Source organism: Neobacillus sp. MER 74 (genome assembly GCF_023714155.1).
Genome location: NZ_JAMAUV010000005.1, coordinates 142,374 through 155,355 on the forward strand (window position 1 = coordinate 142,374; position 12,982 = coordinate 155,355).

The following is a 12,982-nucleotide window of genomic DNA, read 5'->3' on the forward strand; positions in this document are numbered from 1 at the left end:
AACCCGTTATGCACATAACGGGTTTGTTTGTTGTTAATCTTGTTCAGTTAAGATGACAGTCCCTTCTTTGGTAATGGCAAGGGTATGCTCGTATTGGGCTGAATATTTTCCATCAATAGTTCTTGCCGTCCAGCCATTGAGATCCATTTTTGTTTGATATCGTCCTACATTAACCATGGGCTCGATTGTAAAGACCATCCCTTCTTTGATTCTTGCCCCTTTGCCTGGCAGTCCATAATGAGGAACATCCGGTTTCTCATGAATTACTGCGCCAATTCCGTGGCCAATAAAATCTCTTACAACCGAAAATCCTTCGCTTTCAACATATTTTTGAATTGCGTGCCCAATGTCTCCGATTCGATTACCGACAACGGCCTGTTCAATCCCTTTATACAGCGCTTCCTTAGTTACTTTTAATAAACGCTCCGTTTCCTCTGACACGTCTCCAACTGCATATGACCAGGCAGAATCAGCTAGCGCACCGTTGTAATTAACAACCATGTCTACCGTCACAATATCCCCTTCGTTTAAAGGTTCTTTCCTTGGAAAGCCGTGGCATATTTCGTCATTTATACTTGCACATGTCGCATATTCATAGCCCTTATAGCCTTTTTGTTCTGGAGTCGCACCTTTTTTCTTAAGAAATTCTTCCACAAAGGCATCAATTTCCCAAGTGGTAATACCTGGTTTAATCAATTTAGCTATTTCTTTATGACAGGCAGCTAGAATTTCCCCTGCCTTTTTCATTGCTTCTATTTCACGTTGTGATTTAAGGACAATCATTATTGTAGGGTCCCCTTCCTTTTTATTTATTTTTATGTATGCAAATCAAAATTGTTATTCGACTAAAAACATACCACTAATAAATTATAAAACATGCCGCAATAGGCAACACTTTTAATATAACTCTATCCTGATATTTTTTCAAAAATACTTTATCTATATTATTTCATAAAGTACATATTTTCCTTATTAATTTGTTCTTAATATGGTGCTTTCTTATTCTTTTTGATAGAATTAATGTAGAGTGAATAATAATTGGGTGTGAGACAAATGATTGGTGATCGCGTAAAAAAATTTCGCTTAGATAGAAAGATGTCACTTTCCGAACTTGCTGCTCAAGCAGGTGTGGCTAAATCTTATTTAAGTAACCTTGAAAATAACAAACAAGAGAATCCTTCTATAAAGTTTCTAGAAAAAATCGCTGTTGTTTTAAATATTCCTGTGGATCACTTGATACATGAAGAGATTAATAAAGAGGAACTAGATATTGATTGGATGAATCTAGTCAAGGACGCAATGAATTCGGGCGTTTCTAAGGAACAATTTCGAGATTTCCTTGAATTTAACAAATGGCGAATTAATCAAAATGATAAGTAGAAATAAAACAATCTTATTGAAAAAGAAAAGCATTCTACAAAAAAGTTATTTTTGTGTAGAATGCTTTTTTTGTACTTCCTTGTGTGTCTTATCATCTCTCTGTGACCAAGAAATCACGAACTGCTTCTATGGATAACCCTAAGTCCTTTGCTTCCAATATGAGTGCAATCCATTCCTGATCGATTACTTCAAATTCATTTTTCGTAATAACCACTATACTCACTCCTAAAATACAGAATGTATTCCAGGTAGCCCGGCCATCCTAGCAAAAAACCTGCCTTAGACCCTCGGCTTTGCGTCCCTGCTTTTCAACAGGTTTGCCTTTTTCTGACATTTAATAAAACTTAAGTCACTGAATTCGATAGGACAATTTACTTAATCGTTATTGATATTATATCTAGTCCTATTTTAGTTGGTTGTTGTAATTTGTCGTATTGATTAAATTTTCACACAATTAATTATAGCAAATTATACCATATTTCTACAAAAATATCCCAATTAAGACTTTTAATCCAAACACCATCTGTCAAAATAGTGAATTTTTGGAAAAAACCTTGTTGTTTATTCCCTCCGTTAACCAAAACCAAAATACTTTTCCAACATATAACTTAAATATTTGTCTAAACTATGAAAATTGGCATATAATGTAAAAAACAAAATTATTTTCTGAATATTATTAATATTATAGAATAGGTGGTGATTTCATACAATGACCTTTATCCATGTGTTGAATTTTTCAATTCCGATTGCATTTATTGTGTTTGCAGGGTATTTTTTGGATCGCATATGCAAGCCAGACTCCACCAAACAAAAAGCTGGTGAAGATTGAATCTATTAAAAGGATTCCTCTGTCATTCAGCTTTTTCTTTTTTGTGGAAGGAATTAAAAAAGTAATTATTTCACTCTGTTTCGGGAATGATACTTGCGTAGACGAAAGGAGTGTTGTAATTGGCACGTGGAGAACATTTTGAACATAAAAAGAAAAACCATCCAGGAAACTTCCCGGAAGGCAGTTTAACAGAAAAACACGCGAAAGAAGCTGTTGGTGACGAAGAATTCCTAGTTGTACGTGAAGCGTTTAAAAATCGTGTAGAAAACGAGGATGAGTATCGAGGAGATACTGCCCGATTACTAAATGATCAGACAGAATAAAAGGCGTGAGCATCTCACGCCTTCTTTTTATTAAGAAAAGCGCAAGCGCCCTGGTCAGCGGCGTATGGCCTGGAGCACTCCAACTGAGATAAAGGAAACACGAAGAGCCGGAGGCGCATTCGTGCTTGACTTATCGTAGGGCGGAGAGCGAAGGACACTAGCCGCTAGGGCGCTGGAGCTAAACAGTAATCTAAGTTCAAAAACTTATCTTTCTTATTTTTTAAGAATTCATTTTTAGAATTGTCCCTTTTCGATCCTTAAGTTTCTAATAAATGGTGAAAAATCGATTGACTTAAGCCAATAAGCAGCTTTTTCAATATCCTTTGAGAATACCCTATCTTGTTTAATGGATGCTACCTGTTCGCGTGCCTTGTCGTAAAACACTCTAGTATTTGCAGCCATTTTATCAATCCCGCGAATCTCCACGGCCTGCATCGCACATATTAGTTCAATTGCCACAACTCTTCGTGCATTCTGGATAATTTGATAGGCATGCCTTGACGCAATTGTCCCCATACTTACATGGTCCTCCTGATTAGCAGAGGATGGGATGGAATCAACACTGGCTGGATGGGCAAGTGTTTTATTCTCTGATACCAGTGCTGCTGCCGCATATTGCATGATCATTGCCCCAGATTGCAAACCAGGTTGAGGACTAAGGAATGCTGGTAAATCATTCAACTGCGGATTAACCAATCTTTCAATCCGTCTTTCCGAAATATTCGCCAGTTCAGCCACGGCAATTTTCATAAAATCCATTGCAAAAGCAATCGGCTGTCCATGAAAATTCCCCCCAGATATCACCTTTTCCCCATTATCAAAGATTAATGGATTATCCGTTGCCGCGTTCATTTCAATTTCTAATTTTTCTTTCACATAATCCAGAGCTTGCCACGATGCACCATGAACCTGTGGAATGCAGCGGAGAGAATAAGCATCTTGAACTCGTAACTCGCCCTGCTGTGTAGTTAATAAACTATCACTTAAATAACCACGGATTCTTGCGGCTGAATCAATTTGTTGTTTATAACCCCTAGCAACATGAACTTCTTCCGCAAATGCATCAATAATTCCATTTAACCCTTCCATTGTCATAGCTGCAATTAGCTCACTTTCATGTGCTAGTTGTTCAGCCTCCAAATACCCGATCACACCCATAGCTGTCATCGCCTGTGTCCCGTTAATAAGGGCTAGACCTTCTTTGGCCTCCAAGGTTAAAGGCAAAATTCCCTCTTGTTGGAGTGCGTCAAAAGCCGCCATTTGCTTCCCTTTGTAAAATACCTCTCCCTCGCCAATTAAAACCAGTGCAAGATGAGAAAGCGGGGCTAAATCACCGCTTGCCCCCAGAGAACCTTGCTGTGGGATAACAGGAATGATATCCTGATTTACTAACTCTAATAATTTTTCAATGACAACAGGTCTGACTCCTGAAAAACCCTTGAGGAGAGCGTTAGCTCGTAGAAGTACCATTGCTTTGGAAACTAATTCTGGAAAAGGTTCACCAACCCCGCATGCATGGGAGCGAATTAAATTAAGTTGGAGGTCCTGAACATCGTTTTTATCAATAAGGACGTCGCTGAACTTTCCAAATCCTGTCGTAATTCCATAAACTACTTTTGATTCAGAAACAATTCTTTCAACTGCTTCACGACTCTTCTTAACTGCTTCCATGCTCTCACTTGAAGCCATGATCTTTTGTTTTCGATATAAAACATCTTTCATCTGCTCTAATGTTAAACTTCCACCTGTCAGTGTTATCATATCGTCTCTCTCCTCTACCACTGTAGTATAATAAAGAAAGAGGCTGGATTCCGAATCTAATAGATTGGGAGTCCAGCCTCTTTTATGATGAATTGATTGAATTTTTTCAGATGCCTCATGGGTATCATTCCATTCTTTATTTAACTTAGTGATAATATTGTATGGTGTGATAAGCATATTTGTCAATTTAATTTCCAGAATTTTACGACGATAATACTTTAGCGAGATAATAAATGAAAGGAAAAATGCTTAGGTTACAAAATATCTTGAGATTCCGTTATACTATATACAGGTTAAAATGGATGTACCTGAAAGGAGTAACTATGAAATCTCTTGTACTTGCTGAAAAGCCAAGTGTGGCTAGGGAACTTGCCCGTGTTCTTGGCTGCAATCAAAAACATAAAAGTTATATGGAAGGCAATCAATATATTGTCACATGGGCACTCGGCCATTTAATTGAATTAAAAATGCCAGAACACTATGATACAAAATATAAAACCTGGAATTTAGAGGATTTGCCGATTATTCCACAAAAAATGGGCTTAATGGTTATGAAGCAAACCAACCATCAATTCCGTGCGATTGAAGCCTTAGCAAAACGGAAAGACATTAACGAATGTATCATTGCCACAGATGCTGGTCGTGAAGGTGAACTAGTTGCGCGCTGGATTCTTGAAAAGATTCGCTGGAACAAACCCTTAAAAAGATTATGGATTTCTTCGCAAACAGATAAAGCCATTAAAGATGGGTTCAAGCAATTAAAGCCTGGTAAACAATTTGAAAACCTTTACCATTCGGCCGTTTGCCGGGCGGAAGCTGATTGGTTAATCGGATTGAATGTAACAAGAGCACTAACAACAAAATATAAAGACCCCCTATCGGCAGGACGGGTTCAGACCCCCACTCTTGCTCTAGTTTTGGAACGAGAACAGCAGATTCAATCCTTTGTTCCAAAAGAATTTTGGACAATTCGAGCCGATATTGGCCCACTTTCAACAGATTGGGAACGGGACAATGAAAAGCGCATCTTCGATAAAGCAAAAGCTGAAGCGATCCAATCAAAAGTAAATGGTAAGAAAGCTGTACTTGATAAAATTGATCGCAAGAAAAAATCAGAGCCCCAGCCCCTGCCTTACGATTTAACTGAATTACAGCGGGATGCAAACAAGCGATTTGGTTTCTCTGCGAAAAAAACATCTTCTGTTTTACAACGTCTTTATGAGCAATACAAATTGGTCACATATCCTAGAACTGATTCACGCTATTTAACCACTGATATGATGAACACAATGACAGACCGCTTGCAGGGCATGGCTTCTGGGTATAAAGAAGAAGTTCGTCCACTGCTAGCAAACAAGGGGATTGTGCTCGCCAAACGCGTCTTTAACAATGAAAAGGTAACAGACCATCATGCGATCATCCCAACGGAACAAAGACTTAATCTTAGTGAACTTGATTCAGATGAAAAAAAACTTTATGACATCATTGCTAGACGTTTCTTAGCACTGTTTTTACCTGCTTATGAATTTGAAACCATACAGGCAACATTTAAAGTGGAAGGCGAAACCTTTATCGCCAAAGAAACAAATGTAATTGAATTGGGCTTTAAAAAGGTGTTAGGAAGAGAAGGTGCGGAACAATTAACTGGGCTGCAAAAATTAGCTCAAGGTCACTCCTTTGTGGTAAAAGATTGTTCAATCAGCCAAAAATGGACGGAGCCGCCTCAACGCTATTCCGAAGCTGATGTTCTCTCACAAATGGAGAAATTCGGACTAGGGACACCAGCAACCAGAGCAGAAATTATTGAAAGACTTGTAGAAACGGAAGTCGTTGAGCGACAGAATGGACGCTTCCACTCAACTAAAAAAGGCAAGCAGCTCATTGATCTTGTTAATGATGAATTAAAGTCACCGGAACTAACGGCAAAATGGGAACAGGAACTTGAGAAAATCTCCAAGGGAAAGGCGGACCCGAAAGCCTTTTTACAAAAGATTCGCCGTCAAACGGAGCAGTTGGTTTCTGAAATTAAAAAAAGTGAGAAATCCTATCGTGCCCACAATTTAACCGGTTCAAGATGTCCTGAATGTAACGAATTCCTAAAGGAACGGAATACAAAGGAAGGCAAAATTCTCGTTTGCTCGAGTCCAGAGTGTTCCTTCCGAAAACGTAAGGATCCAAAGCTCTCCAACCGACGGTGCCCGCAATGCCATAAAAAAATGGAAATTCATAATGGAAAAGCAGGTGCGTACTTCCAATGCCGCCGCTGTAATGTCGTTGAAAAAGCAGAGGACAAGAAAAAAGCAGTCAATAAAAAAGAAGCACAAAAGCTCGTCCAGAAATACACACAAAAAGAAGATTTCGGAACCAGCTTAGGTGACTTACTTAAACAGGCCTTAAACAATCAGGAATAATCATAAATGGTAAGCACTCATGCTGTGCTTACCATTTATGTTGTAAGTATTTCGCTTCGGCTAGTTTTATGGTTGGTCAAAAATTTAGAAACGAGGACAATCTATGAGAATTAGAGATTGGGATCCTAATTTAAAGGTTCGCTTGTTTAGCGAAGCAATGATGAATATCACATTTTGGATGTTTTTTCCGTACTTAACGATTTACTTCGCAGAAGAGTTCGGTAAAAGTAAAGCAGGATTATTATTAGTTTTTTCACAGGTTTTTTCTGTACTTGCTAACCTTATGGGCGGATACTGTGCTGACCGGTTCGGGCGCAAACGAATGATGGTTCTATCAGCAATCGGTCAAGGCCTTTCGTTTATCGCATTTGGCTTCGCTAGCTCACCCTGGTTTGAATCCCCGTGGATGGGCTTTATCGCTTTCGCAGTAGCCGGTGTGTTCGGTTCCTTTTATTGGCCGGCAAGCCAAGCGATGGTTGCAGATGTAGTAGATGAAAAGGACAGAAGTAATGTGTTTGCCATTTTTTATACATCTATTAATATTGCGGTGGTGATTGGCCCGATTTTAGGAGCGATTTTTTATGTTCATTACCGTTTCCAACTATTACTTGTGGCTGGGTTAATTTGTATTTCCTTAGGACTTATTCTGGCCAAATGGACCCGTGAGACAGTCCCGGTTACACATAATTCTCTTTCGTCTGAAGGGAAATGGTATGACTTTTTAAAAAATCAACTAAAGGATTATTCTCTCATTGTTAAGGATAGAACTTTCCTGCTTTTTATTCTTGCAGGTGTATTAGCTGGACAAACATTTATGCAATTGGACTTGTTGATTCCAGTTTATATAAAGGATGTCTACCAAGCTCAAAGTCTATTTTCAATAGGAAATTGGTCATTTTCTGTCAATGGTGAGCAGGCTTTTGGTTTGGTGCTCGCAGAAAATGGCTTCCTTGTTGCACTTCTGACAGTAATTGTCACAAAGTGGATGAGTAGTTATAATGAAAGAAATGTATTTGTTCTCTCGTCAGTCGTATACGCCATTTCAATGATTCTATTTAGCCAAACCACTTGGATTTGGGGGTTAATAATCGCGATGTCGATTTTCACGTTTGCTGAGTTAATGGGAGCTGGACTCCAGCAAACCTTTGTATCGCGACTTGCTCCTGAGAATATGCGCGGTCAATACTTCGCCGCTGCAAGCCTGCGATTTACCATAAGCCGAACCATTGCCCCACTTGCCATTCCAATGACGGTATTACTTGGCTATAGCTGGACGTTTTTCGTGTTGGTTTTCCTTGCCTTGTTAAGTGCTGGGATGTATTGGGTCATGTTCCATTCATTTGAAAAACAAAATATTAAATCACATATATAAATACTGGTCAATAATCTCTTAATATTTGTACTAAATTGTTCACATTTGCCCAATTTGTATTATAATTAACTTATAAAGATAATTAATATAAGGGCGGTGGAAACAATGGAATTATCCCAGTTCATGGCTCCAACATCATTATCAGGTATTATTACATTCTTAGTACTATTTTCCGCAGGTGTTTATTTTAATATAAAAGTATACGGCAGCAAAATGCAGTAAGGATGAAAATCTTTACTGTTTTTTTAGGTGCCCATTTGCTTAATTGGTAATAGTTTCTTTTTCAAATTAAAAACGCTAAAATATAGGAAGATTCAGAAAAAAAGGAGACGTACATATGAGTGAATTTCAAAAAACACTTGAAAAATATGCTGAACTAGCTGTTAAGGTTGGGGTAAATGTTCAGAAAGGTCAAACTCTAGTCGTTAATGCTACATTAGATGCAGCGAATTTTGTTCGTCTAATTGTTAAAAAGGCCTACGAAACAGGTGCACAAAATGTCATCGTCAACTGGAACGACGATACTGTGACGAGAACAAAATATGACTTGGCTCCAGATGATGCATTCCTTGAGTATCCTGTTTGGCGTGCCAAAGAAATGGAAGACCTAGCAGCTAAGGGTGCAGCCTTTATGTCAGTTATTTCTACTAGCCCAGATTTGTTAAAAGGTGTGAATCCAGAACGAATTTCTAACTTTAATAAAGCTGCCGGAACAGCCTTGGCAAATTATCGGAAAGCCGTACAATCCGATAAGGTGAGTTGGACGGTTATCGCCGCTGCGTCCCCTGAATGGGCTGCAAAAGTATTCCCTGATGAGCCTGTTGAAAACCAAGTCAATAAGCTTTGGGATGCGATTTTTAAAGCAGTACGTGCAGATGTTGAAAATCCAGTAGAAGCTTGGAAGAAACATGATGAAACTCTTCATGAAAAAGTTCATTATTTAAATGAAAAACGATACCAAAAGCTTCATTACACAGCGCCTGGTACAGACTTAACGATTGAACTTCCTGAAAAACACATCTGGGTGGGCGCAGGCAGTGTTAACGAAAATGGCTTCGAGTTTATGGCAAACATGCCGACCGAGGAAGTGTTCACTGTACCTTATCGAACAGGTGTGAATGGTACAGTTGCCAGTACAAAACCTTTAAGCTATGGTGGCAATATTATTGACCGTTTTTCGATTACGTTTGAAAATGGAAAAATTGTTGGCGTAAAAGCAGAAGAAGGTGAAGAGATTCTTAAGCGCCTTGTTGATACCGATGAGGGCTCCCATTACCTTGGTGAGGTTGCACTTGTACCATATAATTCACCAATTTCCCTATCAAATGTCCTTTTCTTTAATACATTATTTGATGAGAATGCCTCAAACCATTTAGCAATCGGCAGTGCCTATGCCTTCTGTATCGAGGGCGGTAAGAAAATGTCTTCTGAAGAATTGAAAGAGCACGGTCTGAATGAAAGTATCACCCACGTCGATTTCATGATTGGCTCCACTGAGATGGACATCGATGGAATCACCGCAGATGGCAAAACAGAACCTGTGTTTAGAGGCGGAAATTGGGCTTTCTAATAAAAGCGTAAGCGCCCTGTTCAGCGGCGTATGGCCTGGAGCGCTCCAACTGAGATAAAGGAAAGCAGAAAAGCGGAAGCGCCTTGCCCAGGGGCGACAGGCATAAGACGAGTCGGCGAGAAGGTTGCTCTTTAACCTTCTTGACGGATTGGCTTATGACCCCGAGCCCCTAGGCGCTGTAGCTAGACAACACGAAGAGCCGGAGGCGATTCGATGTTGACTTATCGTAGGGCGGAGAGCGAAGGACACTAGTCGCTAGGGCGCTGGAGCTAGACAGTAATCTAAGTTCAGAAAATTTAAGAGCAGGATCACCTGCTCTTTTTTTATATTATCCAATTGATTTAATTATTCGGACATATCGAGCTCGAAATTGCCATTATAGATGATTAAGAGTTAGAATAAATAATTAACAAATAAACTGGTAGGAGGACGATCTTATGTGGAATGAATTTAAACAATTTGCCATGAAAGGCAATGTTATTGATTTAGCTGTGGGTGTTATTATCGGCGGGGCGTTTGGAAAAATTGTCTCATCTCTTGTCGCCGATATTATTATGCCCTTAGTTGGATTAATCATCGGAGTAGTCGATTTTTCTAAGCTTGCCTATGGCACGTTAGCGTATGGAAAATTTATTCAAACAGTAGTCGATTTCTTAATTATCTCGTTTTCAATTTTCCTATTTGTGAAATTTATCAACCGCTTTAAAAAGAAAGAAGAACCAGCTGAAGTTGTAGTAAAAGCGGACCCAACTGTAGAATTGTTAGCAGAGATTCGCGATCTTCTAAAAGAAGATAAAGATTTTTTCAGAAAAAATGAAACATCTTGACCCATTAATCGTATATGTTAAGTAACAAATAATTTTCGAGGTGAAAAAATTGTATTCACAAACATCTACTGAATTTTTACCTTCTGTTATACGAACTTTTGCCCTTTCCCTTGCGATTGCTTTCTTGGGCACAATGGCAGGTGTATTTGTACCAGATAGTTTATTTATGCCGCTAGCGATACTAGAATTTGTCATGCTCATGATTGCATTCTTTTTCAGACGTAAGAAGGCTATTTCTTATTCCTTCCTATATCTCTTTACGTTTATATCTGGAATTACGCTTTTCCCTATCGTAGCCTATTACACAGCTGCTGCAGGAGCAAATATTGTTGTCATGGCATTTGCTAGTACAACCGTAGTTTTTACTGGTGTTGCTATTTATGCAACAAAATCAAAACAGAACTTTTCCTTCTTAGGCGGATTCCTTCTTGCTGCTTTACTCGCCTTAGTGGTTATTTCCATTTATAATATTTTCTTCCCATTAGGCTCAACCGCAATGCTTGCATTCTCCATCATCGGAGTAATCGTATTTAGCGGGTATGTTCTGTTTGACTTCAATCGCATGAAGCATTATGGGGTCAGACCGGAAGAAGTACCATTGATGGCATTAAACTTGTACTTGAACTTTATTAACCTATTTATAAGCATCCTGCGCATTTTTGGAATTCTTTCCAGCAAGGACTAAATAGAAAAGCGCAAGAGAGCTGGAGCTAGACAGCATAAGAAAAGAGCTTGGATTCCCAAGCTCCTTTTCCTTTAACTATTATTGATTAAAGTGAACCCGCGTTGAATCACCTGATTAACTGATTTTCCCCAAGTTTTGTTTCCTAATAGTTCCGAAATAATTTTAACGTTAGGATGGCTGCTATTTTGCAACTTATAGATTTCGAGTATTTCGAGTCTCAATAACCACTCATTTGGATATTTTTGATCTAGGGTCTCTATTACTTTTTCCAATCTGGTCCAACACTGTTTATTCCATTCCGTTCCCTCACGGAGACTGCGAATTTCTGCATAAAGGCTTTCAAGTTCATTCAGTCGTTGAACTTCTGCATCTACCAGACTATCAGTATCATTTATTGGCCATTCAAAGAATTTATCTGGATCTGCTGCACCTGCATACACAGACGTTATTGCTGCGCCAACCGCCATATCATATATCCCCCATGATGGCTCAAAAAGAATTTGCCCCTGATAAGTTACTTGGCAATCCTGAAAAGAGATTAAGATAGGATTTCCTGCTGACATCAAAATTGACTTCACAATCCCCTTCACATTGACACCGCTTTCAAATTTCAATACGGCTTTGCTGCCCTCAATTATACCTAAATCCTTTAATTGAGACAGCGAACAATTCTCTAATGCTATCTTTCCTTCAAGACTGCCTATTGGTGTTCCAAAGCCTTTATGATGTGTATCTTTGCCATGACCATTTAATTCGTAATGGTCAAAAGATAGCGCAGTCGGCCCTATGGTTCTGATATAAACAGCCTCTCCCTTGTCATCCTTCCATATTGTTGCCAAGGTACCAGTCACTTGCAAGCCAGAAGAGAAAACAAATGTTGCAAGATTATCAGATTGCAAGGCTTTATCAAGGCTTTCCGTCCCGCCTTTCTTAAAGGCCATCGTCGAAGCAAAATGATCAATTGCCGCTGCTAATTCATCAAAATCTTTACAGACAAATAATTGCGGCTGCGGCTTCGTGACATCATATGGTGTCTTAATGCATTCTTCAACTGAAAATGGAATCTTCTTCACATCATCGGCTAGACAGCTTTGACTCTCACCAACAGATGAAAGCAAACCAGCTCCGTAGATCTTCGGATTGTTCAAGTCACCTACCAAGCCATATTCCACCGTCCACCAGAAAAGCCTTGAAACCATATCTGATTCAGATAGTCCCTTCACCTTTTTCCTCGCTTCTGCCACAAGCCTTTCTGCCTCTTTCACTTTTTCAGGGGGCGAATGAGGATCTTCTGCAACAATCGTTAAATGGCGGACGGCTTTAAATACCTCCAGTTTTTCTTTACTAGCGAGTGCTTTTGCCCCCATCTCACCAATTTTCCTTACAAATTCCCGATAAGATTTATCCAATAAAATTGGCGCATGTCCGGCCGCCTCATGAATCATATCCGGTGCAGGGGTATAAGCAATGTTTTGGATATTTCTTATTTCTGTTGCAATCGGTAAAAGGCCACTTGCGAGAAAGCCATAAAAGACAGAACCAGGAATTAGACCATCAATCGTTACAGCCCCCCATCCAACTTTGGCTAGGCTCCTATTCATATCATCGACCTTTGGAATGGATTCGGTTTTAATACCTGAATCTCTCAGGCCATTTACATAAGCGGGATGGGCAATATCCTTTAAAAAGTAATGATTTTGCTTCATGACAAACCGCCACACCGCATGATCAATGGGTGTATAGCGATGGTAATACTGTTTTGAAATATATGGCTGCAAATGCGCCTGGCCTCTTTTTGCCCCTTTTCCAGTCATGATGAACATT

11 protein-coding genes and 1 riboswitch are annotated in these 12,982 nt (G+C 39.3%); of the genes, 7 read left to right on the forward strand and 4 right to left on the reverse strand.

Annotated elements, in window-relative coordinates; translation table 11 throughout:
- Positions 1 to 33: 33 nt before the first annotated feature.
- Entirely contained in the window at positions 34 to 783 is a 750-nt protein-coding gene (gene map / locus M3610_RS11240; protein ID WP_098575696.1) for a type I methionyl aminopeptidase, read from the reverse strand.
- Between the two features lie 270 nt (positions 784 to 1,053).
- Here map and M3610_RS11245 point away from each other — a divergent pair, with 270 nt between their 5' ends.
- On the forward strand, positions 1,054 to 1,380 hold the full coding sequence (locus M3610_RS11245) for a helix-turn-helix domain-containing protein (RefSeq protein WP_026564443.1): 327 nt from the start codon (positions 1,054 to 1,056) through the stop codon (positions 1,378 to 1,380).
- Positions 1,381 to 1,471: 91 nt separating this feature from the next.
- On the opposite strand, the gene M3610_RS11250 is transcribed toward M3610_RS11245, so the two are convergent.
- On the reverse strand, positions 1,472 to 1,594 hold the full coding sequence (locus M3610_RS11250) for an anti-repressor SinI family protein (protein ID WP_098575697.1): 123 nt from the start codon (positions 1,592 to 1,594) through the stop codon (positions 1,472 to 1,474).
- A 30-nt stretch (positions 1,595 to 1,624) separates the two neighbouring features.
- Positions 1,625 to 1,712: riboswitch (cyclic di-GMP riboswitch) on the reverse strand.
- 616 nt (positions 1,713 to 2,328) lie between these two features.
- Between M3610_RS11250 and M3610_RS11255 the strand changes: the two genes are divergently transcribed.
- Positions 2,329 to 2,532: a hypothetical protein gene (locus M3610_RS11255; RefSeq protein ID WP_098575698.1), complete on the forward strand. Its 204-nt coding sequence runs from the start codon at positions 2,329 to 2,331 to the stop codon at positions 2,530 to 2,532.
- A gap of 234 nt (positions 2,533 to 2,766) precedes the next feature.
- Here M3610_RS11255 and hutH read toward each other — a convergent pair whose 3' ends face one another.
- The gene (gene hutH, locus M3610_RS11260) at positions 2,767 to 4,293 is read right to left on the reverse strand and encodes a histidine ammonia-lyase (RefSeq protein ID WP_098575699.1); all 1,527 of its coding nucleotides are present in this window, start codon (positions 4,291 to 4,293) and stop codon (positions 2,767 to 2,769) included.
- 323 nt (positions 4,294 to 4,616) lie between these two features.
- On the opposite strand from hutH, the gene M3610_RS11265 reads away from it, so the two are divergent.
- The 5 genes from M3610_RS11265 (at position 4,617) to M3610_RS11285 (ending at position 11,158) form a co-directional block, all read left to right on the forward strand.
- Entirely contained in the window at positions 4,617 to 6,704 is a 2,088-nt protein-coding gene (locus M3610_RS11265) for a DNA topoisomerase III (protein WP_251459229.1), read from the forward strand.
- Positions 6,705 to 6,807: 103 nt separating this feature from the next.
- On the forward strand, positions 6,808 to 8,076 hold the full coding sequence (locus tag M3610_RS11270; RefSeq protein ID WP_251459231.1) for an MDR family MFS transporter: 1,269 nt from the start codon (positions 6,808 to 6,810) through the stop codon (positions 8,074 to 8,076).
- A 337-nt stretch (positions 8,077 to 8,413) separates the two neighbouring features.
- Positions 8,414 to 9,646, forward strand: coding sequence for an aminopeptidase (locus M3610_RS11275; protein ID WP_098575702.1), 1,233 nt, complete (start codon positions 8,414 to 8,416; stop codon positions 9,644 to 9,646).
- A gap of 437 nt (positions 9,647 to 10,083) precedes the next feature.
- Positions 10,084 to 10,473 carry a large-conductance mechanosensitive channel protein MscL gene (mscL, locus tag M3610_RS11280; protein WP_098575703.1) on the forward strand — a complete coding sequence of 130 codons (390 nt, stop codon included), beginning with the start codon at positions 10,084 to 10,086 and terminating at the stop codon, positions 10,471 to 10,473.
- 49 nt (positions 10,474 to 10,522) lie between these two features.
- Complete coding sequence (locus tag M3610_RS11285; RefSeq protein WP_251459233.1) at positions 10,523 to 11,158, forward strand: Bax inhibitor-1/YccA family protein; 636 nt, start codon at positions 10,523 to 10,525, stop codon at positions 11,156 to 11,158.
- Between the two features lie 71 nt (positions 11,159 to 11,229).
- On the opposite strand, the gene M3610_RS11290 is transcribed toward M3610_RS11285, so the two are convergent.
- Complete coding sequence (locus M3610_RS11290) at positions 11,230 to 12,972, reverse strand: aromatic amino acid hydroxylase (RefSeq protein ID WP_251459235.1); 1,743 nt, start codon at positions 12,970 to 12,972, stop codon at positions 11,230 to 11,232.
- Positions 12,973 to 12,982 lie beyond the last annotated feature (10 nt).

Excerpts from the sequence above, each read along its gene's own strand:
- map (WP_098575696.1), bottom strand. The coding sequence starts at position 783 with ATGATTGTCCTTAAATCACAACGTGAAATAGAAGCAATGAAAAAGGCA.
- M3610_RS11245 (WP_026564443.1), top strand. The coding sequence starts at position 1,054 with ATGATTGGTGATCGCGTAAAAAAATTTCGCTTAGATAGAAAGATGTCA.
- hutH (WP_098575699.1), bottom strand. The coding sequence starts at position 4,293 with ATGATAACACTGACAGGTGGAAGTTTAACATTAGAGCAGATGAAAGAT.
- M3610_RS11265 (WP_251459229.1), top strand. The coding sequence starts at position 4,617 with ATGAAATCTCTTGTACTTGCTGAAAAGCCAAGTGTGGCTAGGGAACTT.
- M3610_RS11270 (WP_251459231.1), top strand. The coding sequence starts at position 6,808 with ATGAGAATTAGAGATTGGGATCCTAATTTAAAGGTTCGCTTGTTTAGC.
- M3610_RS11275 (WP_098575702.1), top strand. The coding sequence starts at position 8,414 with ATGAGTGAATTTCAAAAAACACTTGAAAAATATGCTGAACTAGCTGTT.
- mscL (WP_098575703.1), top strand. The coding sequence starts at position 10,084 with ATGTGGAATGAATTTAAACAATTTGCCATGAAAGGCAATGTTATTGAT.
- M3610_RS11290 (WP_251459235.1), bottom strand. The coding sequence starts at position 12,972 with ATGACTGGAAAAGGGGCAAAAAGAGGCCAGGCGCATTTGCAGCCATAT.